This window comes from Williamsia muralis (assembly GCF_002735905.1).
Lineage (GTDB): Bacteria > Actinomycetota > Actinomycetes > Mycobacteriales > Mycobacteriaceae > Williamsia > Williamsia muralis_A.
This window is the reverse complement of sequence record NZ_PEBD01000010.1, coordinates 1,335,390-1,359,836: the sequence shown is the minus strand read 5'-3', so window position 1 is coordinate 1,359,836 and position 24,447 is coordinate 1,335,390. Positions and strand designations below refer to the sequence as shown.

The window sequence follows — 24,447 nt, the reverse complement described above, 5'->3', positions numbered from 1 at the left end:
GCGCCCGTCAGAAGCCGAGTCGTCCCAACTGTTTGGGGTCGCGCTGCCAGTCCTTGGCCACCTTCACATGAAGGTCCAAGTACACCTTGGCACCCATCACTTTCTCGATCTGAACGCGGGCCACCGTGCCGACCTCTTTGAGGCGAGCACCCTTCTTCCCGATGATGATGCCCTTCTGACTATCCCGCTCCACGAACAAGTTCGCGTGCACGTCGACCATCGGGACGTGCCCTTCCGGAACCTCCCGTTCGATGATCTCCTCGATCACCACGGCGAGGGAATGGGGCAGCTCGTCGTGGATGCCCTCGAGCGCGGCCTCGCGGATGAACTCGGCCATCAAGGTGGTCTCGGGTTCGTCGGTCAGCTCGCCGTCGGGGTAGTACGCCGGGCCCGCCTCCATCAATCCGCGCAGGACGCCCACGAGCACGTCCAACTGTTTGCCCTTGGCAGCGGAGATGGGCACCACCTCGCTGTCGGGTCCGAGTAGTTCGGACAACGCCATCAGCTGCTGGGCGATGCGTTCGGGTTTGACCTTGTCGATCTTCGTGACCAGGCCGACCACGGGCGTCTTCGGGGCCATCTCTTTGAGCTGCTGAGCGATCCAGCGGTCCCCGGGCCCGATCTTCTCGTCCGCAGGGACACAGAATCCGATCGCGTCGACTTCCGAATACGTGTCGCGCACAAGGTCGTTCAGTCGTTTACCGAGGAGAGTGCGGGGCCGGTGCAGACCTGGGGTGTCCACCAGGATGAGCTGGGTGTCCTCGCGGTTCACGATGCCCCGGATGGTGTGCCGGGTGGTCTGCGGCCGGCTGGAGGTGATGGCGATCTTCTCCCCCACCAGCGCGTTGGTCAACGTCGATTTACCGGTGTTCGGCCGGCCGACAAAACAGACGAAACCGGACCGGAAATCGGAGTCGCTCTCTGGAACGCTCACGCGGGAACCGCCAGATGTCGGACATCGCCCGCGGGGTCCACAGCCAGCGCGTACGCGTCGGCGCTGACTTCGGTCAACGGTGCCAGACCCGGATCATCGCCCACATCGGCACCGGACGCGATGACCGCCGCTTCGAACCCCTCGGCACCGCTGGCCACGGCCATCGCCACCGCCACCTGCAGCGCCGACAGCCGGAGTGAGGTGAGAGCGACGGGACCGGCGGCATACGTCCTGCCATCGGTGTCCCGTACCGCCGCGCCGGTGTCGCCGCCCGATCGAGCCATCGCACCCCGCGCCAACGTCAGCAGTTTGCTGTCCTCGTCGTCGAGTCCGGATGCCGCTGGCCGACTCACGACGCCTCCTCATGTAGCTGGGTGGTGCGTTCGGCGGTATCCGGCTGATGGTCCGCCGTGTCGGCGGTCTCGGCTTCTGACACGTCCCGCTTCTTCTTCCGTTTCTTCTTCTTCTCGAGTTCTTTCTCGGGAACCCGGTGCACCACAACCGACGTGATCCGTACGCGCCCCTGCCGATTCGGCCCGCCCTCGGCGATCAATTCGAGCCCATGCAGTTCCACGACGGCTCCGGGCAGCGGCACCCGGCCGAGGACAAGACCGAACAATCCGCCGACCGTCTCCACGTCGTCTTCGTCGAACTCCACGTCGAACAGTTCCGCGAGGTCCTGGACCGGCAGTCGCGACGACACCCGGTATCCGTCCGTGCCGTCGTCGAGAGCCTCGATGGGCGGGGTCTCGTCGGTGTCGTACTCGTCGTTGATCTCGCCCACGATCTCTTCGAGCACATCTTCGATGGTCACCAGACCGGCGATACCGCCGTACTCGTCGACCAACAGCGCCATGTGGTTACGACTGCGCTGCATGTCGGCGAGCACCTTGTCCAGGGGCTTGGAATCGGGGATGAACTCGGCTTCGCGCATCAGTTCGCGCACTTCCACCGCGGTCGGCTGAGCCGGTGGAAGTCCGCGCTGCACCAGGTCTTTGAGGTACACCACCCCAAGCACATCGTCGGGATTCTCGCCGATCACCGGCAGACGGGAATGCCCCGAACGTACCGCCAGCGATGTGGCCTGCGCCGCCGTCTTCGTCGCCTCGATCCACACCATCTCACCGCGCGGAACCATCACCTCGCGTGCGCTGGTGTCGCCGAGGTCGAACACCGACTGGATCATGCGTCGTTCGCCCGCGGCCACGACACCGGTGAGCTCGGCCATGTCGACCACCTCACGCAACTCGACCTCGGTGGCGAACGGTCCGTTGCGAAAGCCCTTTCCGGGGGTGATCGCGTTGCCTAGAGCGATCAACAACCGGGTCAGCGGGGTGAGCAGCACCCCGATGATCTGTAGGACAGCCGCGGAGTTCACCGCGAACGAGTAGGCGTTCTGGCTGCCGAGGGTGCGTGGGCCCACTCCGATCACCACGTAGCTGACTACTGCCATCACGCCGATGGCCACCACGACACCCCAGGGGGTACCGAGCACCTCGACGGCGTATCCGGCGGCGAAAACCGTTGCGGCAGTTTCGCAGACGATACGCAGCAATACGGTCAGCGCAACGTATTTGGCCCGATCGGTGAGCACGTCGCGGAGTCGGCGAGCGCCAGGACGGCCGTCTTTGACCAGATCCTCGACCCGCGCGGGCGACACCGTCACGAGTGCGTTGTCGATGGCCGCGAAGACGCCGCCGATCGATACCAGCGCAACTGCGGCGATCAGCGGGGCTATATCAGCGGGCACTGGTGATCAGCTTCCCTCGGAGGTCGGTGAGTCGTCGTCGAAACCGGTGCTGTGCAACAGCTTCGTGTCTCGTTGGGCCATCCGGGCGGCACGGGCGCGAGCGCGCCGGTCGTCATACCAGTCTTCGATGATCTGGCCCTGTAGACCGAACATCGCCTTCTCTTCCTCGGGCTCGGCGTGGTCGAAGCCGAGGAGGTGCAGCACACCGTGCACGGTGAGGATGGACAATTCGTGGTCGGCGGAGTGCCGGGCAGTCGCGGCCTGCTCCGCCGCGAACTCCGGACACAGCACGATGTCACCGAGCATCGAAGGTCCCGGCCCTGCGGTGTCGGGGCGCCCGCCCGGACTCAGTTCGTCCATCGGGAAACTCATCACGTCGGTGGGACCGGGCAGGTCCATCCAGCGCATGTGCAGCTCTGCCATCGTCTCGCTGTCGACCAGCACCATCGACAACTCGGCCGCCGGATGTACATCCATGCGGCCGAGCGCGAAGGTGGCGACGTCGATGAGCATCTCTTCCGGCACATCGACGCCGGATTCGTTGGAGACCTCGATACTCACAGGTCTCCGCCCGTCGTTCGGGGCGCGTCCGCGTTCATCGGTGACGCCCGCCGGCCGCGGCACGGCGCTGTGCGCGATTGCCGTGTAATTCTGCCGCTGCCTCATCTCGGCCATAGGCGTCGACGATGTCGGAAACCAGGCGATGGCGTACTACGTCGGCGCTGGTGAGATGCGAGAAGAAGATGTCGTCGATGTTCTCGAGGATGCGGCTTGCGGCGCGCAGGCCACTCTCGGAGTTGCCCGGCAGGTCCACCTGGGTCACGTCGCCCGTCACCACGATCTTCGAGCCGAAGCCGAGCCGGGTGAGGAACATCTTCATCTGTTCGGCGGTGGTGTTCTGCGCCTCGTCGAGAATGATGAACGCGTCGTTCAGGGTGCGCCCACGCATGTAGGCCAGCGGGGCCACCTCGATGACCCCGGCTTCCATCAGCTTTGGGATCGCCTCGGGATCCATCATGTCGTGGAGGGCGTCGTGCAGTGGCCGCAGATAGGGGTCGATCTTCTCGTGCAAGGTGCCCGGCAGGAACCCGAGACGCTCGCCGGCCTCGACCGCCGGACGGGTCAGGATGATCCGGCTCACCTCTTTGGCCTGCAACGACTGCACTGCCTTGGCCATCGCGAGGTAGGTCTTGCCGGTACCGGCCGGACCCATCCCGAAGACGATGGTGTTCTTGTCGATGGCGTCGACATAGTGCTTCTGATTGAGCGTCTTGGGCCGGATGGTCTTTCCGCGCCTGGAGATGATGTCCAGACTCAGCACCTCTGCAGGTGAAGCCCCCGACCCGTCGGTCAGCATGCCGACGCTGTGGCGGACGAGGTCCGGCGTCAACGGGGTTCCGCGCCGCACCACCGAGGACAATTCGGCGAGAACGCGCTCGGCGATCGCCACGTCGGCGGGTTCTCCGGTCAATTTCACGGCGTTGCCACGTACATGGATGTCGGCGGTCAGATCGGACTCGAGCTGCTTCAGATTCTTGTCACCAGCGCCCAGCAGTCCGAAGATGACATCCGGTGACACTTCGAGGGTTGTGGTCACCGTTGTACGCGCCGATGTCCCGTCCGAGTCGTCGCTGGTTCGGGTCGCGCTGTTGTCATCTCTCACGAAGTTCTTATCTCCTGCTCTGCCGCTGGGTTCGATTGATTCTACGTCGATGAAACGCCCGGTTTCACGTCAATATTTCGCCTGTTCGCCGAAGCGGACCTCGCGCCGTCAGATACCCAGTACCCGGACCGTCTCCCGATGACCCCTGCTGCGCGGATTGACGAACACGTCATGGCCCTCGCCGGGGACCACGATCAGTTCCGCAGACTGACCGGCGTGCACCACGCGGTGCACGTAGTCGCGACTCACCTCGACCGGCACCGACTCATCGAGGTCTCCGTGGATCGCGACGACGTGGGCGGGAAAAGGTGCCTGCTCCACCGGTGAGGCATCGCGGTACAGCTGCGGCGCCTGTTTGATCGAGGCCCCCATCAGCGCACGCAGTGACGGGCGTCCGGCGCGTCCACCCGACTGCAGATCGAGCGGTGCCGCTTGAGCGATCACCGTGGAGATCGCTGCTCTCTTGGTCACGGCGCCCAGCTGGGCCACGGCCCACACCCCGAGCTGGCCGCCCGCCGAGTGCCCGATGACGGTGACCCGCGACCAGTCGGCCGCAGACGCGATGTGCTCAGGCAAGGCGTATCGGACCGGGCCGTCGAGTGCGGAGATGGCGGCGACGACGTCGTTGCCCGTGCGTGGCCATCCGCCGCCTTCTTCCCCGACGCGACGGTACTCGATGTTCCAGACCACGGCTCCGCGAGCGGCGAGATCGCGGGCGATGGCGGTCTCGATGGTGAGCCCGAACTCGGTGCTCCAGTAGCCGCCGTGCACGAGGACGATGACCGGCACGCCGTTCTCGGCGGGCGATGCCGGCAGGTAGACGTGACCGAACTGCGAATTGCGTTCGCCGTAGGCCAGTTTCACCCTTTTCACCCTCACCTCCATGGCGTGCCCACCGCCCAACGCGGGGTCAGCGCGCCGATGGCACCGAGCGCGACTGCTGCCGCACTGGAGGTGCGCAGCACCTCGGGTCCGAGCAAGACCGCGACCGCACCGACCGACACCAGGGCGTCGATTTCCGAATCATCGAGTCCACCTTCGGGTCCCACGATCAACATGATCTCCGCAGCGCTCGACAGATCCAGCGCGGCAAGGCTCGTCCGGGCACTCTCGTGCAGGACAGCGACGATGCCGCCGGCCGCGACGACCTGTTGTGCGCGCGCCACGACGTCCCGCGTCGCCGCCAGGTCTTCTACCTCCGGGATGTAGGCCCGCCGGCTCTGCTTGGCCGCCGAGCGAGCGGCCGCCCGCCACTTCGCCACACCCTTGTCTGACTTGGCCCCAACCCATTTCGCCACGCAGCGCGCACTCTGCCACGGCACGATCGCGTCGGCACCAGCCTCGGTGGCGAGATCGACAGCGAGCTCGGACCGTTCAGATTTGGGCAGGGCCTGCACCACGGTCACCCGCGGTCGGGGTGCGGACCTGCCGACGTGATCGAGTACCCGCGCCTGAAGCGACGCCTTGCCTTCGGTCGTGATCACCTCGGCCAGCCCGGAGGTCCCCAGACCGTCGGCCACGATGATGCGTTCCCCCGGCGAAACCCGGGTGACGGTGACGGCGTGGCGACCCTCGTCACCGTCCACGGTGGCGATCTCCCCGGCAGGTGGCACGCTGCCGACCCAGAACAGCGGCGGACTCATGACGGCGTCCTCGGCACAGCCCTGCGTCAGCGCCCGGCGAACGCGTTACGCAGCCGGGAGAACAGTCCCCCGGTGTTCGACGACCCGGCGTGCACCAGTTCGATCTGGTCCTCGAGTGTCAGTTTCCGGAACTCCTTGAGACGCTTGGTCTGTTGCGAATCGAGGCGCGTCGGCACCACCACGTCGAGGTGCACATGCAGGGTGCCGCGTACCCCGGTGTGCAGGTGCGGCATTCCCTGACCACGGATCTTGGCGATCTGCCCTGGCTGCGTTCCGGGTTCGATCACCACGCGGGTGGAGCCGCCCAGGATCGTGTCGATGTCGATCTCGCCACCGAGGGCGGCGTCGACCATCGGGACGCGCACGGTGCAGTGCAGATCGTCGCCGTCGCGGACGAACACACTGTGTTGCTTTTCCTGGACCTCCACGTAGAGGTCGCCGGCAGGACCGCCACCTGGTCCCACCTCGCCCTGGCCGACGAGACGAACCCGCATGCCATCGGCGACACCAGCAGGGATCTTGACGGTGAGGGTGCGGCGCGAGCGCACTCGTCCGTCACCACCGCATTTGTGGCACGGATCGGGAATCGTCTCACCGGCGCCCCCACAGGTGGGGCACGGCCGCGACGTCATCACCTGGCCGAGGAACGAGCGTTGCACCGATTGCACTTCGCCTGCGCCGCGGCAGGTTTCACACACGACGGGCTTGCTGTTGCCGTTTGTGCCCGACCCGGTGCACACGTCGCAGAGAATTGCCGTGTCGACCGTCACCTCTTTGCTGACACCCGCCGCGCACTCGTCGAGGTCCAGTCGCATCCGCAGCAGCGCATCGGAACCTGCTTGGACGCGACCACGCGGACCCCGTCCGCCGCCGCCCGCGCCACCGAAGAACGCCTCGAAGACGTCGCCGAGGCCACCGGTGAACCCACCGTTGCCAAAGCCTCCGAAGCCGCCGGCGCCCGCCGATTCGAGCGGGTCACCGCCGGCATCGACGATGCGCCGCTTCTCCGGGTCGGTGAGCACCTCGTAGGCGGCCGTCACGTCCTGGAAGCGGGTCTGTGCCGACTCATCTGGGTTGACGTCGGGGTGCAATTCACGCGCCAACTTGCGGTACGCGCGTTTGATTTCCTGGTCGCTGGCGCCTCTGTCCACACCAAGGATCCCGTAGTAGTCACGTGCCACGGCGATGCATTTTCCGTTCTTTGATTCATCTCCGGAAGCACCGAGCAGTCGCGTCCGGATGGGTTGTTCAGGTCAGTGTGCGGCGCCCGCACGTCATCGATCGGCGAGTACCTCGCCGACGTATCTGGCAACGGCGGCGACGGACGCGATCGTTCCCGGATAGTCCATCCGGGTCGGTCCGAGCACGCCGAGACCACCGAACACAGTGCCCGAGGCACCGTACCCGGTGGAAACCACCGCGGTGCCACGCAGGTTCTCTTCTCGGGTCTCCTCGCCGATCTGCACCGTCACGGTGCCGGTGTTCTGTGTGGCGGCCAGCAGTTTGAGGACCACCACCTGCTCTTCGAGCGCTTCGAGTACCGATCCCATGGCACCGGCCATCGGCGCAAAATCCGCCGCGGCCCGGGTCAGATTGGAGGTGCCGCCCATCAGCAGCCGATCCGCAGATCGCTCGACCAATGTTTCCACCAACACGGTCGCGACCCGGATGAACGGCTGACGCAGGTCTTCAGGAGCCTTGTTGGCCAGCTCTGCGACTGCATGTGAGGCGACCTCGAGCCGCTGACCGTTCAACGCGGCACCGAACATGTCGCGGAGTCGGCTGATGTCCTCGTCGTTCAGGTCGGAGCCGAGGTCGACGATGCGCTGTTCGACACGGCCGGTGTCGGTGATCACCACCAGCAGCAACCGGGCCGGCGTCAGGGCAACCACCTCGAGGTGACGGACAGAGGACGACGCGAGCACCGGGTACTGGATCACCGCGACCTGCCGGGTGAGTTGCGCCAGCAACTGAACCGATCGTCGGAGTACGTCGTCGAGGTCGACCCCGGAATCGAGGAAGTTCAGGATGGTGCGCCGCTCCACCGGTGACAGCGGCTTCACCTCGCTGATGCGGTCGACGAACAGGCGATACCCCTTGTCCGTGGGAACGCGGCCGGAGCTGGTGTGCGGCTGGGTGATGTACCCCTCGGCCTCCAGTACGGCCATGTCGTTGCGGACGGTGGCGCTGGACACACCGAGGTGGTGGCGATCGACCAGTGCCTTGGAGCCGATCGGCTCCTGCGTCGCGACATAGTCGGTGACGATGGCGCGAAGTACTTCGAAACGACGTTCATCGGTGCTCGACATGAGCAGTTCACCTCCAGCCCTCGGCTTTGGACAATGGGCACTTCACAGCATTCATCAAGTCTACGGCGACGGAGAACCGATACGGTGAACCGGTGATTTTCAAGGGCGTCCGCGACGGGAAGCCGTACCCGGACCATCAGTTGTCCATTCGCGATTGGGCCAAGATCCCGCCGCGCCAGTTGCGGCTCGATCAGCTCATCACTGTCACCACGGTGCTCGCCCTGGACAAATTGCTCTCGGAAGACTCGACCTTCTACGGCGACCTGTTCGCACACGCCGTGCGCTGGCAGGGCGACATCTATCTCGAGGACGGCCTACACCGCGCAGTCCGGTCGGCATTGCGCAACCGGCACGTCATCCATGCACGACTGCTCGACCTCGACAACGTCTCCGAACTGACCCGCGAACCGAGTACCGGGGTCGAGAGTGTCAGCCCGCCAACAGGTCACGGACCACGCCATCAGCCAGCAGACGTCCACGGTTGGTCAGAACCAGGGACGATCCGACCCGTTCGGTGAGGCCGTCGGAGATCGTTCGCGCAGCCCGCTGTTGCTCGTCGGGACGGAGTTCGGACCACGCGAGCCCGACCGAACGGCGGATCGCCAGCATCACCCGTTCGGTGTGCTGATCGTCCGGACTCAGCTGTTCGTGACCGGCAGCCGGTAGTTCTGCGGCCGCCACCGCGGCGGCATACCTGGCCGGGTGTTTGTGGTTCCACCAGCGGACCCCCGCCACGTGCGAGTGCGCGCCAGGCCCGGCACCCCACCAGTCGGCGCTGTCCCAGTAGCCGAGATTGTGTCGACAGAACGCGTCGGGCACCGAGGTTCGCGCCCAGTTGGACACCTCGTACCACCGAAGTCCCGCAGCCGAGAGGCGCTCGTCGATCATCTCGTACCGGCTCGCGAGCACGTCGTCATCGGGAGCCGGCAGCTCTCCCCGGCGTACCCGGCGGGCCAGCGCGGTGCCGTCTTCGACGATCAGCGCGTATGCCGACACGTGGTCGACCCCGGCATCGAGCACCGCATCGAGGGACGAGGCGAGATCCTCGTCGCGCTCTCCGGGGGTGCCGTAGATCAGATCGAGGTTCACATGTCCGAGCCCGGCGGCCCTGGCCTCCCGCGCGGCGGTGACGGCCCGGCCGGGGGTGTGCGTGCGGTCCAGCACTGCGAGAACGTGACCCGCCGCCGATTGCATCCCCAGTGACACGCGGGTGAACCCGGCCGCGAGGATGCCCTCGAAGAACTCGGGCGACGTCGATTCGGGATTCGATTCGGTGGTGATCTCGGCCCCCGGTGCGATGTCGAAGTGGGTGCGCACCGATGCCATGACGCGCCCCAATCCCTCTGCTCCCAACAGGGACGGGGTGCCACCGCCGACGAAGATCGTCGACACGGGCCTGGGCGGATCGAGGTGGGCCGCAGCCATCGACAGTTCACCGTCGAGCGCGGAGAGCCACTGCTCCGGTGATGAGCTGCTGCCGAGCTCACCTGGTGTGTAGGTGTTGAAGTCGCAGTAGCCGCACCGCGTCGCACAGAACGGGACGTGGATGTACAGCCCCAGAGGGGTCTCGGATCGCGACTTCGGGATGAAGGTGTTGGGCATCGTGGTTCGATCATCCCAGTACCGGCGGGCAACATCAGAATCAGTGCGACTGGCGAGGGGCGAACCCATGACAGGACCCGGTGGGTCGGGCGACTTCATCCAACTGCCGAAGAGCGTTCTCGTCTGGGCGATGGCGCGGTCGGTCGGCATCGTGGTCGCCTATCTGGCCGCGTACTTCGTGGTGCCGTGGACGGTGCTCGACGGCTGGGGCGAGGTGGTTGTCGTGGCGGCGTTCCTGGTGGTCGCGGCCCTCACGGCCGTCTGGCAAATCGGGCGGATCCTGCGGGCCCCGGCGCCCGCGGTCCAGGCGATCGAGGCTCTCGCGATCATCGCCCCGCTCTACCTGCTCGGCTTCTCTCTCGGATATTTCATGCTGTCGGCGAGTGACCCAGCGCAATTCAGCGAGCCGCTGTCCCGCATGAGCTCGCTCTATTTCACGCTGTCGGTGTTCGCGACCGTGGGCTTCGGGGACATCACCGCCGCTGTCGATCTGTCCCGCGCGATCGTGGCGGCGCAGATGGTGCTCAACCTGATCGTCGTCGGCGTGGGCATCAAGGTCATCGTCGCTGCCGTCCAGTGGAGCAGGGCACAGAAGAAAGAATCTGGCGGGAAGGAATGACCACGGCTCGTCCGGTGTTGACACCTGAATACGTCGGCGTCGACCGCGCCGATTGACTTCGGCTCAGTGTGAGCCAAAGTAAGCCCAAGTAGACGCATCAAGGAAGGCCGTGGCACTATGGGCGACGTGACTTCTCAAGGGGTGTGGCTCGCGATGCGACGGCACATCGATCTCAAGCGCGTATGCAGCGCTTTCTGTCTTAACTGACAAGCGGCAAGGCCCACGGTCCACAGCCCGGACCGCAGACGGTGACATGCCCGCGCCACGCTCTTCCCTTGTATCAAGCCTTTGCAGGACTCCCCGGTGCCTCGAGCCCAGATCTGCACGCTGCCCGGAGTCCGCCAGACAGGAGAATCAATGACGTCGACCGCAGACGCCCCCGGCAAACCGGCGCGGCGGGCACGTCCGACGAAGCGCCGCGCCGAGGGCCAATGGAAACTCGGATACCGGGAGCCGCTCAACCCCAACGAGCAGGCCAAGAAGGACGACAATCCGCTCAACGTCCGCGCCCGTGTAGAGAACATCTATTCCAAACAGGGCTTCGATTCGATCGACAAACAAGATCTGCGCGGCCGGTTGCGTTGGTGGGGTCTCTACACCCAGCGCGCCGAGGGTTACGACGGCACCTGGACCGGTGACGACAACATCGACATCCTCGAGGCCCGCCACTTCATGATGCGGGTCCGCTGCGACGCCGGTGCGCTGACTGCCGAACAACTGCGCACGATCGGTCAGATCTCCACCGAATTCGCCCGCGACACAGCGGATCTCTCCGATCGTGAGAACGTCCAGTACCACTGGATCGAGATCGAGAACGTCCCCGAGATCTGGCAACGACTCGAGGCCGTCGGCCTCAAGACCACCGAGGCGTGCGGGGATTGCCCCCGCGTGGTCCTCGGTTCCCCGCTCGCCGGTGAGGCCGTGGACGAGATTCTCGACCCCACACCCGCGATCGACGAGATCGTCCGCCGGTACATCGGCGACCCGAAGTACTCGAACCTCCCCCGCAAGTTCAAGACGGCGATCTCCGGCCTGCAGGATGTCGCCCACGAGATCAACGATGTCGCCTTCATCGGCGTCAACCATCCCGAGCACGGTCCCGGCCTCGACCTGTGGGTCGGCGGGGGGCTCTCCACCAACCCGATGCTGGCGCAGCGGGTCGGTGCGTGGGTCGCACTCGACGACGTCCCAGACGTCTGGGAGGGCGTGGTCTCGCTGTTCCGCGACTACGGATACCGGCGTCTGCGTACCAAGGCCCGGCTGAAGTACCTGCTCAAGGACTGGGGCATCGAGAAGTTCCGCCAGGTGCTCGAGGACGAATACCTGGGGCGCAAGCTGATCGACGGACCGGCGCCTGCCCCGCTCAGCGCACCGCGCGACCACGTGGGCGTGCAGAAGCTGAAGAACGGCCTCAATTCCGTCGGGTTCGCGGCGATCGCCGGACGGGTGTCGGGCTCCAAGCTCACCGCCGTCGCCGATGCCGCAGCCCGGGTCGGCTCTGACCGTATCCGCTTCACCCCGTACCAGAAGCTGGTTGTCCTCGACGTCGCCGACGACAAGGTCGAGCAGCTCATCTCCGAACTCGCACCTCTCGGGCTGATCGCCAGGCCGTCGCCCTGGCGGCGCAACCTGATGGCGTGCTCGGGCATCGAGTTCTGCAAATTGTCGTTCACCGAGACGCGCAAACGGTCGCAGGTGCTGGTGCCCGAGTTGGAGTCGCGGCTCGCCGACATCAACGACCAGCTCGACGTCCCGATCACGGTGAACATCAATGGCTGCCCCAACTCGTGCGCCCGCGCGCAGATCGCCGACATCGGGTTCAAGGGCATGCTCGTCGAGGACGCCGATGGCAACACCGTGGAAGGCTTCCAGGTTCACCTCGGCGGCAGCCTCGGTCAGGATTCGGCATTCGGCCGCAAACTCCGTCAGCACAAGGTGCTCTCCGGCGAGATCGGTGACTACATGGACCGCGTGGTCCGCAATTTCGTGAAGCAACGCAGTGACGGTGAGCGTTTCGCCCAGTGGGCGGTTCGCGCCGACGAGGAGGATTTGCGATGAGTACCGCAGTTCGCAGTGAGACGGAGTTGCGCGATCTGGCGGCGGAAGGTGCTGCACTGCTGGGCCCGGACGCCTCGGCACACGACCTGATGCGCTGGACCGCAGACACTTTCGGTACCGACTTCATCGTCGCATCCAACATGCAGGACGCAGTGCTCGTGGACGTTGCGGCCTCTGCCGTCACCCCCGAGCAGTTGAACGGCGGCAAACTCAAGGTGCTGTTCCTCGACACCGGCTATCACTTCGCCGAGACCCTCGGCACCCGGGACGCCGTCGAACAGGTCTACGGCGTCGAGATCGTGAACGCCAAAGCCGAGCAGAGCGTCGCCCAGCAGGATGCGACCGTGGGACGCAATCTGTTCGCCTCGAATCCCGGCGAGTGCTGCCGGCTTCGCAAGGTGGTGCCGCTCAAACGTGAGCTGTCGGGATACCGGGCCTGGGTCACCGGCATTCGCCGAGTGGAGTCCCCCACCCGCGCCAACGCGCCTCTGATCTCCTTCGACGAGGCGTTCGGGTTGGTGAAGATCAATCCGATCGCCGCCTGGACCGACGACGAGTTCCAGGACTACATCGACCGCAAGGGCGTGCTGGTCAATCCCCTTGTGGACGAGGGATATCCGTCGATCGGATGCGCTCCCTGCACCACCAAGCCGATCAACGGCGCCGATCCCCGAAGTGGCCGATGGGCCGGACTGGCCAAGACAGAATGCGGGTTGCACGCGTCATGACAATCGACCAGAACACCGACGTATTGCCCGTCGAGACCGCGGACGAGTTCAGCACACTCGACGCCCTCGAGTCCGAGGCGATCCACATCTTCCGAGAGGTTGCCGGCGAGTTCGAACGTCCGGTGATCCTGTTCTCCGGAGGCAAGGATTCGACGGTGCTGCTGCACGTCGCACTCAAAGCGTTCTGGCCTGCGCCACTGCCGTTTTCGCTGCTGCACGTCGACACCGGGCACAACCTCCCCGAGGTGCTGCAGTTCCGTGACGACGTGGTGGAGCGGCACAGCTTGCGCCTGCACGTGGCCAAGGTCGAGGACTACCTGGCCGATGGCAGGCTGACCGAACGCCCCGATGGCATCCGGAACCCGCTGCAGACCGTGCCCCTTCTCGACGCGATCACCGAGAACCGGTTCGATGCCGTGTTCGGTGGTGCCCGCCGGGACGAGGAGCGTTCGCGCGCCAAGGAGCGGATCTTCTCGCTCCGCAATGCCTTCGGGCAGTGGGACCCCAAGCGCCAGCGACCCGAACTGTGGAACCTCTACAACGGCAAACACGCACCGGGAGAGCACGTTCGCGTGTTCCCGTTGTCGAACTGGACCGAACTGGACGTGTGGCGGTACATCGCCCGCGAGCAGGTGCTCCTCCCCTCGATCTATTACGCGCACGAGCGCGAGGTCTACTCACGCGACGGCATGTGGATGACGCCCGGCCCCTGGGGCGGGCCCGCCGACGGTGAACAGATCCAGAAGCTCTCGGTCCGGTACCGGACCGTGGGCGACGGATCGACCACCGGGGCCGTGTTGTCCGACGCGTCCGACAACGAGGCCGTCCTGGCCGAGGTCGCGGCATCGCGCCTGACCGAACGCGGTGCCACCCGCGGCGACGACCGGGTCTCCGAGGCCGCGATGGAAGACCGCAAGCGCGAGGGATATTTCTGATGAGTGCTTCACCTGATCTGCTGCGTCTGGCCACTGCCGGCAGTGTGGACGACGGCAAGTCGACCCTCGTCGGCCGGCTGCTGTACGACACCAAGTCCGTACTGGCCGACCAGATCGACGCGGTCACCCGCGCCTCGGTCGACAAGGGCCTCGATCAACCGGATCTGTCGCTGCTCGTCGACGGTCTGCGCGCCGAACGCGAGCAGGGCATCACGATCGATGTCGCCTACCGCTACTTCGCCACTCCGACGCGTTCGTTTGTGCTGGCCGACACGCCAGGGCATGTGCAGTACACCCGCAACACGGTGTCCGGCGCATCCACTGCGGGCCTGGTCATCCTGCTCGTCGATGCCCGCAAGGGTGTCATCTCGCAGACCCGCCGGCATGCCGCGGTGATGGCCTTGCTGGGTGTGCCCCGGCTTGTGTTGGCAGTCAACAAGATCGACCTGGTCGACGACCCGGAGAAGGTGTTCGGCGAAATCCGGACCCAGTTCACCGACATGACAACCTCACTCGGTTGGAGTGCCGATCGGGTCGTCTCGATCCCGGTGTCGGCGTTGCACGGCGACAACGTTGCCGTGCGTTCGGAGAACACGCCCTTTTACGACGGACCGACACTGATCGAACACCTCGAGTCCGTTCCCGTCGAAGACGACCGTAAGCCGGTCGGGTTCCGCTTCCCCGTTCAGTACGTGATCCGGCCCCGCACACCTGAGTACCCGGACTACCGGGGGTACGCCGGTCAGGTTGCCGCCGGACGGGTCACCGTCGGCGACGAGGTGGTCGTCCTGCCTTCGGGCACCCGCACCACCGTGGAACGCATCGACACCGCCGACGGTTCGCTGCAGTCCGCCCACACCGGTCGCAGCGTGACCGTGGTCCTCGCAGACGATGTCGACGTCTCTCGCGGTGATGTGATCGCCGCAGTCGCCGATGCGCCAGAACCCATTTCGCAGTTCAGCGCCACGGTCTGCTGGCTCGGCGACAAGGCTCTGCGCCCCGGTGCTCGACTGCTGCTCAAACACGGCGCCCGCACCACTCAGGCCATCGTCGGCGAACTCGAGGTGCTGTTCGACGAGCAGGAACTGGTACTGCGCGATCAGCCCGAATCGCTGGAGCTGAACCAGATCGGCCGGATCTCCGTGCAGACCGCACAGCCGATCAGCGCCGATGACTACAACACCAACCGCGAGACCGGCAGTTTCCTGTTGATCGACCCGCAGGGCGGCAACACCCTCGGCGCCGGACTGGTCGGCGACGCACTGTCGCAGCTGCACCTGAAAGAACTTGTGTGACAACACTTGTGCTGGCCGCCCATGGCAGCCGCGACCCCCGGTTCGCGGCCACCATGGAACGGATCACCCATGGTGTCCGCACCCGGCTCCCCGGGGTCGATGTACGCCTCGGCTACCTCGACCTCAATTCCCCGAGCGTCGCCGACGTCCTCGCGGCCTGCACCGGCCGGGTGATGGTCGCTCCCCTGCTGCTGTCCAACGCTTTTCACAGCAAGGTCGATCTTCCGGCGATCGTCTCCGACGCCTGCGCCGCCAACCCTGACATCGAGATCCGGCAGTTGCGGCCACTCGGAGATGATTCCCGGATCGTCAGCGTCCTGATCGGCCGGCTGGACCAGGCAGGCATCCGCGCCACCGATGGCGTCGTGTTGACCGCGGTCGGGTCCAGCGATCCCACCGCCGACGAGGCCGTTCGGGCCCGCGCCGCAGAACTCGCCGTACGGCTCCGAACACCGTTGGTGCAGACGGTCTTCGCGACCCGACTGGGCCAGGATCACAGCAATCTGCATCAGGCTCTACGGAGTCTGCGTCGCGGCGGTGCACGGCGTGTTGTTGTGAGCCCATATTTTCTGTCCGCAGGATTGCTGACCGAACGCGTCGACGCGGCCGTAGATCATCTCGCCCCGGGGTCGTTGATAGCCGGCCCGATCGGGGCTCATCCCGACCTGATCGACGTCGTGTGCGACCGCTTTCGCGACGCGACCACGGCCACCCCGGCTCCGCTCTCAGCGTTCAGATAGAACGCTTGGTCGCCGCCTTCTCGGTCAGCGGCACCCCGTGGTAAGTACCCGCCAAGGCCGCCCCAGCGGCGAGTAGTGGCGCAGTGTCGCGCAGGGTCCGGGTCATCACAAAGGCACCCTCCAACGCGCAGATGATCGCGATGATGACCTCCCTTGCCGTGTCCGGATGGACGCCTCGACTCTCGAAGTACGCCGTTCCCAGCGTGATCCAGTCCCCGAACACCGATGCCGCTGCCAATCGGAGCGATTCGTCGGCATTTGCGACCTCACCGGCAACGGTGGACACAGGACACATGTTCGCAAAACCGGTCTGCTCGATGTCCTCGGCGGCCAGGGCGAAGGCAGCTCTGATGCCGTCGCCGAGGTCGGTCTGATCGGCGAAGGCCGCCGGGATGATCGCCGCGTAGGCGACGCCCGCGTTCACCAGTGCCTCACGGGCGATCTGCGCCTTGCCCTCGGGAAAGTGATGGTAGATGGACCCGATCGGCGCGCCGGAGCCGGCGACGATCTGCTTCATGCTCAGTGCCGCATACCCGTGTACCCGCATCAGTTCGACCGCCGTGGTCAGGATCGTTTCGCGCGTTCCTCTTGCCATCGACACCTCCGCGTCCCATACTAGAGCAATCGTTCTAGAACGATTGCTCTAGTATCGGGGAGGACACCATGCAGAGAGTGCAGCTGAGCGCAGGAACCATCGAGTATCGCGAGTTGGGAGATCCAGAAGGCCCTCCCGTGGTGCTCACCCACGGATTGCTGATGAACGACCACCAGTGGGATCTGGTGCTGCCACTCCTGCCCGACGGTTTCCGCTACCTGTTGCCAGTGCTGCCGTTGGGCGGCCATTGCATCCCGATGGACCCGGCTGCCGATCTGACGATGCCCGGAATGGTCGGCATCCTGTCCGATTTCTTGGCGGCACTGCACCTGCAGCAGGTGACGCTGATCCTGAGCGACTGGGGCGGCCCGTTGTTCCTGCCCGAGCTCACGTCCGGTGAACGGATCACCCGCCTGGTGGTCTGCCCGGCCGAAGCGTACGACAACTTCCCGCCGGGGTTCCCCGGCAAGGTGGTGAAGGTCGCGATCTCGGTTCCGGGTGGAATCCTGTTCGCGCTGCACCAGTTTCGCAACCGCTTCCTCCGCCGGACTCCGATGGTCCTCGGGCTGATGGCCAAAAAACGCATCCCGGACGACATCATCTCGCGATGGACCGATCCCGGCGTGGCATCAGCCGACGTCCGCCGAGACGTACTCGCCTATTGCCGAACGAGATTCGACAAGGCAGCTCTGATCGCTGCAACCGAGAAGCTGCGCGACTTCGCAGGGCCGGTGTTGATCATCTGGGCACCTGAGACCAACGTGATGCGGCGCGAGCACGGGCATCAGCTCGCCGACCTGTTCCCCAAGGGCACCCTTGCCGAGGTCGACGACGCCTACGTCCTGATCATGCTCGATCAACCGCAGCGTACCGCCGAACTCATCGGTGAGTTCCTGGTGAGCACCTGACTCTCGCCCAGGGCCGCACACACGTGAAAACGACCCGACCGGCCGGCCGGGTCGTTTTCACGTCAGAGCGTTCGCCCAGCTAGGCGAGCGCGGCGTCGGGCACCCGAGTAGCCCTGACGTACACGTCGTCGCCATCCCGCAGGCCCAGCGCCGCGGCATCACCACGGGTGATCTGCGCGTGGAAATCCTCGTTCGTGGCGGCGTTCTCGAGTTCGACCCGCACCTCGAATCCCAGGTACACCACGCGCTTGACCCGCGCCTTGAGCACTCCGGTCTCCGCCGCGTTCTTGTCTGCGGACGCCAGTGCGAGGTCAGGGGTTCGGCCGACGCGGATGTCGTGTGGCCGGACGAGCACCCCGTTCAGCTTCGCCACCGAGCCGAGGAACGACATCACGAACTTGTTGTCCGGCCGGTCGTAGAGGTCTGCCGGCGAGCCGATCTGCTCGATGCGTCCCTTGTTCAGCACTGCGATGCGGTCGGCGACGTCAAGCGCCTCCTGCTGATCGTGGGTGACCAGCACGGTGGTCACCTGGACCTCGTCGTGGAGCCTGCGCAGCCACGCCCGCAGGTCCTCTCGGACCTTCGCGTCGAGTGCGCCGAACGGCTCGTCGAGCAACAACACCTTGGGGTCCACGGCCAGAGCCCGCGCCAGCGCCATGCGCTGTCGCTGTCCACCGGACAGCTGCGCGGGATAACGGGTCTGGAAACCTGCCAGGCCCACCACCTCGAGCAGCTCGTCGACCTTCGCCTTGATCTCGTTCTTGGGTCGCTTGCGGATCTTGAGCCCGAACGCCACGTTGTCCCGCACCGTCATGTGCTTGAAGGCCGCGTAGTGCTGGAACACGAACCCGATGTCGCGTCGCTGTGGGGAGATACGCGTGACATCGTCACCGTTGATGAGCACGGTCCCCGAGTCGAGCTGATCGAGCCCTGCAATGGCGCGCAGAAGCGTCGACTTGCCCGACCCGGACGGTCCGAGCAGTGCCGTCAGCGAGCCGACGGGAATGTCGATGGACACATTGTCCAGGGCGGCGAAGTCGCCATAACGCTTGTTCGCGTCGATAACCGAGATCGTCATACCAGTTCACTCTCCTGCGTTTTAGGGGCTGTCTCGGCCGGGTCTGCCGCAGCGTCGGACTCGTTGCTCGCCTGTCGGCGCTCGATTTGATTGGTTCCGGTACGCCGCTGCACGAGTGTCATCAGCAGCAGCACGATGATGGCGATGATCATCAGCAGCGTCGCCGCCGCGTAGGCGCCGTACTCGTTGTAGTCGTCGGTGTACCGCGACGACACCAGCAGCGTGAGGGTCTGGGAGATGCCGGGCAGATTGGACGACACGATGATCACCGCGCCGTATTCGCCGAGCGAGCGCGCGATCGTCAAGACCACGCCGTAGGAGAGTCCCCATCGGATGGCGGGCAACGTGATCCGCCAGAAGGTCTGCCAGCCGTTGGCCCCCAGCGTTGCAGCAGCCTCCTCCTGCTCGGTTCCGATCTCGCGCAGGACCGGTTCCACCTCACGGACCACGAAGGGCAGTGTGACGAAGATGGTTGCGAGCACCATGCCGGGCAGCCCGAAGATCACCCGGAAGCCGAGGCTCTCGACACCGCCGAACCAGCCTCCGTACCCCCACAACAGGATCAGGGCGACGCCGACCACGATGGGCGAGACGGCGAACGGCAGGTCGACGATTGCCTCGACGACACCTCGACCGCGGAAACGTCCACGTACCAGAGCCATTGCGGTGAACACACCGAAGACCACGTTCAACGGGACCACGATGAGAACGATCAGCAGACTCAGCTGCAGAGCGGAGATCGCGGCGGGTGTGGTGATCCAGTCCCAGAACTGGCCGATGCCGTGCTCGAACGACCGGTAGAAGATGAGTGCCACCGGAACCACCAGCAGCACAAAGAGATACAGCAGTGCGATCACACGCAGGGTGAGTTGCGGGAATCTGGAGACCTTCATCAGTTCGCCTCCTCACGGCGCGAGGTCCAGCGCCCGAGCACTCGCAGGACGAGCAGCACGACAAAGGCGATCAGCAGCAGGGCCACCGATACCGCGGCGGCATCGACCGGTGAGTCGATCTCGAGTTGCTGCTGGATGTATTGCGACGCCACCTGGGTGTCGCCGGGGATGTTGCCACCGATCAGCACAACCGAACCGAACTCACCGATGGCGCGGGTGAACGCCAGACCGGCACCCGAGAGCACCGCCGGAGCCAGTGACGGGAAGATGATCCGCCACCAGATGGTCCAGTTGCCTGCGCCCAGAGACGCGGCTGCTTCTTCGACCTCTTTGTCGATCTCGATCAGCACGGGCTGCACCTGACGAACGACGAACGGCAACGTGACGAAGGTCAGCGCGATCACCAGTGCGGGGCGGGTCGCGTTGAGTTCGATGTCGATCGGACTGCTCGGTCCATACAGGGAGAGCAGTACGAGGCTGGCGACGATCGTGGGGAGCGCGAACGGTAGGTCGATGAGCGAGTTGACGATTCGCTTGCCCGGGAACTCATCACGGACCAGGACCCAGGCCACGATGGTGCCCATCACCACGTTGATCAGTGCCACGACCAGTGAGACGAGGACCGTCACCTTCAGGGCGTCGACCGCGCCGTCGTCGCTGACGGCGGCCCAGAATCCACTCCAACCGTCGTCGAATGCCTCACTGGTGATCGCGGCGAGCGGCAGGAGCACGATGATGCTCAACCACAAACCGGCAATTCCGATGCTGAGCGGTCCGACGCTGCCCCAACCTCGCTTGGGTGGACCTGATGAAGCGGGTGGCTTCAACGGCGTCACTGTGGCGGTCATACCTTGCCTCCGGCGTCGTAGATCTCGGTGATTGCCCCGGAGGTGCCGAACAGCGCTTTGTCCACTGCCGGCCAGCCTTTGAGGTCTTTACCTTTGTTCTTCGCGGCAGTGCCCTCGCCGAGGACCTTGCCCAATTCGCTGATCGTCCACAGTTTTGTGATCACACCGGGGAACAGATCCTTGGTCTCCTCGATGACCGTCGGGTCGACGGGACGGAAACCCTGCTGCGCCCAGAGCCGTTGCGCCGGTGGAGTGAACAGATAGCTGACGAAGGCGTTGGCCGCCTCCTTCTCCTTGCTGAAGTTCACCACGGCGACCGGGTTCTCGATCTTGAACGTCTCGGGTGGGATGACGTAGTCGACGCGCTGCCCCGGCTTGGCGGTGGGGTTCTGGTTCTTGAGGAAGATCGCCTCGTTCTCGTAACTGATCAGCACATCGCCTTGGCCCTGCTCGAATGCGGTGGTCGCCTCACGTCCGGACTTGGGCTGTACCCGGGTGTGGTCGCGGACGAGTTCGGCCACGTAGTCCAGCCCGGCTTGCTCGTTCAGCCCACCGTTGCTCTTCGCGGCGAACGGTGCCAGCAGATTCCATTTGGCCGAACCCGAACTACCGGGGTTCGGGGTGACCACCTGGACACCTGGCTTCAAGAGGTCGTCCCAGGTACGGATGTTCTTCGGATTTCCCTCGCGGACGACGAGCGCGACCACGGACCCGAACGGGGTACTGCCGTTGGGGTACTGCTCGGCCCAGTCCTTGTCCACCACCCCTTCTTTCACCAGGCGGGTGATGTCGGGTGCGACGGAGAAGTTGACGACGTCGGCCGGGACTCGGCGGGCGACCTTACGTGACTGGTCGCCGGACGCGCCGTACGACTGCGAGAAGCCGATGCCCTTGCCCTCCTCGGTATCGCGGAACGCCGGGATGATCGCGTCGTAGCCGATCTTGGGCACTGCGTACGCGAAGAGGTTGAGGTGCCGTGAACCGCTGGAGATGTCCTGGCCGCCGGGCTCGTCGGTGGAACCGCCACCGCAGGCCGAGAGCACCAGCGCGGACACGGTAAGCATCGTGAGGATCCCGGCCGACGATCTCCGAGCGCGCCTTCGCGTACTCGTTCGGCGGGAGAGACGGAAAAGCACGGTTGTGTCCCCTTGTTTCAGGTCGGATGTGTTCGAGTCGAATCAGCGCAGGGCAATGCCCTGGAAAACTTGTTCAGCGACAGAGCGCGTCGAAAACGCAGCGGTAATCGACCGCGAACAACGCCAGGGTGTGGCGTACGCGGTAACCGACGGCTGCAGACATAGGCCGAAGACTAGCAGGATGAATTGGTCGGCAAACTCATCAAAAGTGGGTCGGATGAACCCCTGCTCAGCCGAGCAACAACCAGGCCACCACTACCAACACGATCAAACCGATCAGGGCCATCGTGACCTTCGAGCGAGGCATCAGTGTTCTCCGGAATCGGATTCGGTGGATTCGCGCCGGTCGGCAACCCGAAATGAGGTGTCTACCAGCAAATTCATCAGATAGGACAGGCCGATGGCCAGCGGTACGACCACCGCGGCGCAGACAAGAATCTGGGGGACGAACGACAACGACGTCAGCCACTCCTCGACGCCGTCCCACCACGTTGTCATCGCATCCACCACAACAGCCTAGCCCGATGACTTTTGTTCACCGTGATTCAAAATCGGCCAGGACCGTGTTCGGTGGAGTCGGACGCTGTGCGGCTCGCCTCTACGAGTATCGCTGCATCGGTGGCATGGGGCATCGCGCAACCGCATGATAGAGCGATGACAACCCCAACCGAGGGCAGCAGCATCTCTGACCTCACCGGCAACACGGCGGTCCCGCGTCCGCATGTGAGCCATTCCGCCCTCAGCGGCGCGGCCCCCCATCACTCGGCTCCAGTGGTGCAATCTGCGTTCCCACCCATCGGTGACTACGCCTTCTTGTCCGATTGCGAAACCAATTGCCTGATCGCCCGGAACGGATCAGTGGAGTGGATGTGCGTTCCGCGGCCGGACTCTCCCAGTGTGTTCGGGGCGGTGCTCGACCGTAGCGCCGGACATTTCAAACTGGCCCCCTACGGGGTGAACGTCCCCGTCGACCGACGTTACCTTCCGGGAAGCCTGATGGTGGAGACCACCTGGCAGACGGACACAGGTTGGTTGATCGTGCGCGACGCACTGGTGATGGGACCGTGGCACGACAACGATGCCCGCTCCCGCACCCACAAGCGGACACCTACCGACTGGGACGCGGAACACATCTTGCTGCGGACCGTGCGGTGCGTGAACGGCACCGTCGAGTTGGCGATGAGCTGCGAGCCGGCATTCGACTACCACAAGGGTGGCACGAAGTGGGAGTACTCCGGACCTGCGTACGGAGAGGCGATCGCCACCGCGACCGGTGTGACCGGCGACTTCCCGGCACTCAAACTCACCACCAATCTCAAGATCGGCCTCGAAGGTCGTGAGGCCCGGGCCCGAACTCGTATGACAGAGGGAAGCGAGATCTTCGTCGCGTTGAGCTGGGGCAGTCCGCCCGCGCCGCAGACGTGGGAGGACGCCGCACAGAGGATGTGGGAGACGTCAGAGTCGTGGCGTCAGTGGATCAACGTCGGCAGCTTCCCCGACCACCCGTGGCGAAATCACCTGCAACGCAGCGCATTGACGCTCAAGGGGCTCACCTACTCCCCCACCGGCGCGCTACTGGCGGCGGCGACCACCTCGCTCCCGGAAACCCCCAAGGGAGAACGCAATTGGGACTACCGCTATGCGTGGGTTCGCGACTCCACATTCGCACTCTGGGGTCTGTACACCCTCGGCCTCGATCGTGAGGCCGGTGACTTCTTCTCGTTCATCGCCGATGTCTCCGGAGCGACGAATGGTGAACACCATCCGCTGCAGGTGATGTACGGGGTGGGCGGCGAGCGAACTCTCGAGGAATCCGAGCTCAATCACTTGTCCGGTTACGACGGGGCACGCCCGGTGCGGATCGGCAACGGTGCCTACAACCAGTCACAGCACGACATCTGGGGCACGATGCTCGACTCGGTGTACCTGAATACCAAGACCACCGAAACCGTGTCCGAGACGTTGTGGCCGGTACTCAAGGCCCAGGTCGAGGAGGCGATCAAGCACTGGCGCCATCCGGACCGGGGCATCTGGGAGGTCCGCGGTGAGCCGCAGCACTTCACTTCGTCGAAGGTGATGTGCTGGATCGCCCTGGACCGCGGCGCCAAACTCGCCGCCATCCACGGCGAGACGTCGTACGCCAAGACATGGGCGGAGAAGGCCGAGGAGATCAAGGCCGACATCCTGGAGTTCGGGGTCAACGATCGCGGCATCTTCACCCAGCGGTACGGCAGCGACGCCCTCGACGCTTCTCTCCTATTGGTGCCGCTACTGCGATTCCTGCCTGCCGAGGACCCGCGTGTTCGCAACACCGTACTGGCGATCGCCGACGAACTGAGCGAGAACGGGCTGGTGCTCCGCTACCGGGTGGAGGAAACCGACGACGGCTTGTCCGGCGAGGAGGGATCGTTCACCATCTGTTCCTTCTGGCTGGTGTCCGCCCTGGTGGAGATCGGCGAACTCCCCCGTGCAAAAGCGTTGTGCGAGAGGCTGTTGTCGTTCGCGAGTCCGCTCAAGCTCTACGCCGAAGAGATAGAGCCCACCACCGGCCGCCAGCTCGGCAACTTCCCACAGGCTTTCACCCATCTGGCTCTGATCAACGCCGTGATGCATGTGATCCGCGCGGAAGAAGCTCAGGGCCACGGGATGTTCATCCCCGCCAACTGAACCCGATGATGTGCGGTTCTGGCGACGAAAGCGCCAGGTGGGCACC

26 protein-coding genes are annotated in these 24,447 nt (G+C 65.0%); 9 read left to right on the top strand and 17 right to left on the bottom strand.

Features of this window, described 5'->3' with window-relative positions; genetic code table 11:
• Nucleotides 1-7: 7 nt before the first annotated feature.
• From era to hrcA, 9 genes are all read right to left on the bottom strand, one after another.
• Nucleotides 8-934: a GTPase Era gene (era, locus tag CSW57_RS19910; RefSeq protein ID WP_099384229.1), complete on the bottom strand. Its 927-nt coding sequence runs from the start codon at nucleotides 932-934 to the stop codon at nucleotides 8-10.
• On the bottom strand, nucleotides 931-1,218 hold the full coding sequence (locus CSW57_RS19905) for a cytidine deaminase (protein WP_223249416.1): 288 nt from the start codon (nucleotides 1,216-1,218) through the stop codon (nucleotides 931-933). Before CSW57_RS19905 ends, era begins: the two co-directional genes overlap by 4 nt.
• 65 nt (nucleotides 1,219-1,283) lie before the next feature.
• Nucleotides 1,284-2,684 (bottom strand): hemolysin family protein, encoded by a 1,401-nt coding sequence (locus CSW57_RS19900; RefSeq protein WP_099384227.1) that lies wholly within the window; start codon nucleotides 2,682-2,684, stop codon nucleotides 1,284-1,286.
• 6 nt (nucleotides 2,685-2,690) lie between these two features.
• Nucleotides 2,691-3,245 (bottom strand): rRNA maturation RNase YbeY, encoded by a 555-nt coding sequence (gene ybeY / locus CSW57_RS19895; protein ID WP_099384226.1) that lies wholly within the window; start codon nucleotides 3,243-3,245, stop codon nucleotides 2,691-2,693.
• Between the two features lie 34 nt (nucleotides 3,246-3,279).
• Entirely contained in the window at nucleotides 3,280-4,281 is a 1,002-nt protein-coding gene (locus CSW57_RS19890) for a PhoH family protein (RefSeq protein ID WP_099384646.1), read from the bottom strand.
• Between the two features lie 174 nt (nucleotides 4,282-4,455).
• Entirely contained in the window at nucleotides 4,456-5,220 is a 765-nt protein-coding gene (locus CSW57_RS19885) for an alpha/beta hydrolase family protein (RefSeq protein ID WP_099384645.1), read from the bottom strand.
• 2 nt (nucleotides 5,221-5,222) lie between these two features.
• A complete protein-coding gene (locus CSW57_RS19880; RefSeq protein ID WP_099384225.1) occupies nucleotides 5,223-5,990 on the bottom strand; it encodes a 16S rRNA (uracil(1498)-N(3))-methyltransferase in 768 nt (255 codons plus the stop codon).
• 26 nt (nucleotides 5,991-6,016) lie between these two features.
• Nucleotides 6,017-7,171 carry a molecular chaperone DnaJ gene (dnaJ, locus tag CSW57_RS19875; protein ID WP_099384224.1) on the bottom strand — a complete coding sequence of 385 codons (1,155 nt, stop codon included), beginning with the start codon at nucleotides 7,169-7,171 and terminating at the stop codon, nucleotides 6,017-6,019.
• 93 nt (nucleotides 7,172-7,264) lie between these two features.
• Nucleotides 7,265-8,299: a heat-inducible transcriptional repressor HrcA gene (gene hrcA / locus CSW57_RS19870; RefSeq protein ID WP_099384223.1), complete on the bottom strand. Its 1,035-nt coding sequence runs from the start codon at nucleotides 8,297-8,299 to the stop codon at nucleotides 7,265-7,267.
• Nucleotides 8,300-8,391: 92 nt separating this feature from the next.
• Here hrcA and CSW57_RS19865 point away from each other — a divergent pair, with 92 nt between their 5' ends.
• On the top strand, nucleotides 8,392-8,817 hold the full coding sequence (locus tag CSW57_RS19865; protein ID WP_030171878.1) for a type II toxin-antitoxin system VapB family antitoxin: 426 nt from the start codon (nucleotides 8,392-8,394) through the stop codon (nucleotides 8,815-8,817).
• Here the strand turns inward: CSW57_RS19865 and hemW are convergent.
• Nucleotides 8,729-9,901: a radical SAM family heme chaperone HemW gene (hemW, locus tag CSW57_RS19860; protein ID WP_099384222.1), complete on the bottom strand. Its 1,173-nt coding sequence runs from the start codon at nucleotides 9,899-9,901 to the stop codon at nucleotides 8,729-8,731. The genes CSW57_RS19865 and hemW overlap by 89 nt on opposite strands.
• A gap of 67 nt (nucleotides 9,902-9,968) precedes the next feature.
• On the opposite strand from hemW, the gene CSW57_RS19855 reads away from it, so the two are divergent.
• The 6 genes from CSW57_RS19855 (at nucleotide 9,969) to CSW57_RS19830 (ending at nucleotide 16,276) form a co-directional block, all read left to right on the top strand.
• A complete protein-coding gene (locus CSW57_RS19855; protein WP_099384644.1) occupies nucleotides 9,969-10,520 on the top strand; it encodes an ion channel in 552 nt (183 codons plus the stop codon).
• A 357-nt stretch (nucleotides 10,521-10,877) separates the two neighbouring features.
• The gene (locus CSW57_RS19850) at nucleotides 10,878-12,578 is read left to right on the top strand and encodes a nitrite/sulfite reductase (protein ID WP_099384221.1); all 1,701 of its coding nucleotides are present in this window, start codon (nucleotides 10,878-10,880) and stop codon (nucleotides 12,576-12,578) included.
• Nucleotides 12,575-13,306, top strand: a complete 732-nt coding sequence (locus CSW57_RS19845) for a phosphoadenylyl-sulfate reductase (protein WP_099384220.1) — start codon at nucleotides 12,575-12,577, stop codon at nucleotides 13,304-13,306. The genes CSW57_RS19850 and CSW57_RS19845 overlap by 4 nt, the downstream gene beginning before the upstream one ends.
• Nucleotides 13,303-14,241, top strand: coding sequence for a sulfate adenylyltransferase subunit CysD (cysD, locus tag CSW57_RS19840; protein ID WP_033335932.1), 939 nt, complete (start codon nucleotides 13,303-13,305; stop codon nucleotides 14,239-14,241). The genes CSW57_RS19845 and cysD overlap by 4 nt, the downstream gene beginning before the upstream one ends.
• Nucleotides 14,241-15,536, top strand: a complete 1,296-nt coding sequence (locus CSW57_RS19835; protein ID WP_099384219.1) for a sulfate adenylyltransferase subunit 1 — start codon at nucleotides 14,241-14,243, stop codon at nucleotides 15,534-15,536. The genes cysD and CSW57_RS19835 overlap by 1 nt, the downstream gene beginning before the upstream one ends.
• Nucleotides 15,533-16,276 carry a sirohydrochlorin chelatase gene (locus CSW57_RS19830; protein WP_099384218.1) on the top strand — a complete coding sequence of 248 codons (744 nt, stop codon included), beginning with the start codon at nucleotides 15,533-15,535 and terminating at the stop codon, nucleotides 16,274-16,276. The genes CSW57_RS19835 and CSW57_RS19830 overlap by 4 nt, the downstream gene beginning before the upstream one ends.
• On the opposite strand, the gene CSW57_RS19825 is transcribed toward CSW57_RS19830, so the two are convergent.
• On the bottom strand, nucleotides 16,269-16,871 hold the full coding sequence (locus CSW57_RS19825) for a TetR/AcrR family transcriptional regulator (RefSeq protein ID WP_099384643.1): 603 nt from the start codon (nucleotides 16,869-16,871) through the stop codon (nucleotides 16,269-16,271). The genes CSW57_RS19830 and CSW57_RS19825 overlap by 8 nt on opposite strands.
• Nucleotides 16,872-16,939: 68 nt before the next feature.
• Between CSW57_RS19825 and CSW57_RS19820 the strand changes: the two genes are divergently transcribed.
• The gene (locus CSW57_RS19820) at nucleotides 16,940-17,779 is read left to right on the top strand and encodes an alpha/beta fold hydrolase (RefSeq protein WP_099384217.1); all 840 of its coding nucleotides are present in this window, start codon (nucleotides 16,940-16,942) and stop codon (nucleotides 17,777-17,779) included.
• Between the two features lie 79 nt (nucleotides 17,780-17,858).
• Here CSW57_RS19820 and CSW57_RS19815 read toward each other — a convergent pair whose 3' ends face one another.
• The 6 genes from CSW57_RS19815 to CSW57_RS19795 all read right to left on the bottom strand — a co-directional run bounded on the left by CSW57_RS19815 (nucleotide 17,859) and on the right by CSW57_RS19795 (nucleotide 22,241).
• The gene (locus CSW57_RS19815; protein WP_062799742.1) at nucleotides 17,859-18,857 is read right to left on the bottom strand and encodes a sulfate/molybdate ABC transporter ATP-binding protein; all 999 of its coding nucleotides are present in this window, start codon (nucleotides 18,855-18,857) and stop codon (nucleotides 17,859-17,861) included.
• Nucleotides 18,854-19,750, bottom strand: a complete 897-nt coding sequence (gene cysW, locus CSW57_RS19810) for a sulfate ABC transporter permease subunit CysW (protein WP_099384216.1) — start codon at nucleotides 19,748-19,750, stop codon at nucleotides 18,854-18,856. The genes CSW57_RS19815 and cysW overlap by 4 nt, the downstream gene beginning before the upstream one ends.
• The gene (gene cysT, locus CSW57_RS19805; protein WP_023953996.1) at nucleotides 19,750-20,598 is read right to left on the bottom strand and encodes a sulfate ABC transporter permease subunit CysT; all 849 of its coding nucleotides are present in this window, start codon (nucleotides 20,596-20,598) and stop codon (nucleotides 19,750-19,752) included. The genes cysW and cysT overlap by 1 nt, the downstream gene beginning before the upstream one ends.
• Nucleotides 20,595-21,662, bottom strand: coding sequence for a sulfate ABC transporter substrate-binding protein (locus CSW57_RS19800; protein WP_030171908.1), 1,068 nt, complete (start codon nucleotides 21,660-21,662; stop codon nucleotides 20,595-20,597). The genes cysT and CSW57_RS19800 overlap by 4 nt, the downstream gene beginning before the upstream one ends.
• 145 nt (nucleotides 21,663-21,807) lie before the next feature.
• Complete coding sequence (locus CSW57_RS24815) at nucleotides 21,808-21,897, bottom strand: Ms4533A family Cys-rich leader peptide (protein ID WP_317615613.1); 90 nt, start codon at nucleotides 21,895-21,897, stop codon at nucleotides 21,808-21,810.
• A 143-nt stretch (nucleotides 21,898-22,040) separates the two neighbouring features.
• A complete protein-coding gene (locus CSW57_RS19795) occupies nucleotides 22,041-22,241 on the bottom strand; it encodes a hypothetical protein (protein ID WP_370623993.1) in 201 nt (66 codons plus the stop codon).
• A gap of 147 nt (nucleotides 22,242-22,388) precedes the next feature.
• On the opposite strand from CSW57_RS19795, the gene CSW57_RS19790 reads away from it, so the two are divergent.
• Nucleotides 22,389-24,401, top strand: coding sequence for a glycoside hydrolase family 15 protein (locus CSW57_RS19790; protein ID WP_099384215.1), 2,013 nt, complete (start codon nucleotides 22,389-22,391; stop codon nucleotides 24,399-24,401).
• Nucleotides 24,402-24,447 lie beyond the last annotated feature (46 nt).